A 246-nucleotide genomic window follows, 5' to 3' on the forward strand; every position below is an offset into this window, starting at 1 on the left:
GTTGCGAGACGGTGAACTGGAAGTTGGCAGCCGGGTAGTCGCGGAAGACTTCCTCGACGATCTCTTGCGCGGTCTTGTCCTGGTAGACGTAGCAGTCGACGCGGCCGCGCAGGCGTTCGAGCCAGGGTGCGACGGTGAGCCGGTAGCGGGCCAGGCCGCCGTCGCCGCCCATCGCCGCGCAATCGACGACGAAGCCGTGCCAGGCGCGATAGCGGCCATCGGCCAGCATCAGCCGCAGCGTGATCT

At 67.9% G+C, this 246-nt stretch carries 1 protein-coding gene; it reads right to left on the minus strand.

Annotation, left to right across the window (positions count from 1 at the left end; all coding sequences use genetic code 11):
• A partial coding sequence (locus ACNEUN_RS06390; RefSeq protein WP_463631617.1) for a contractile injection system protein, VgrG/Pvc8 family occupies positions 1-229 on the minus strand: 229 nt, incomplete at its 3' end.
• Positions 230-246: the final 17 nt, after the last annotated feature.

This window comes from Gardnerella sp. C0684A1 (genome assembly GCF_055326835.1).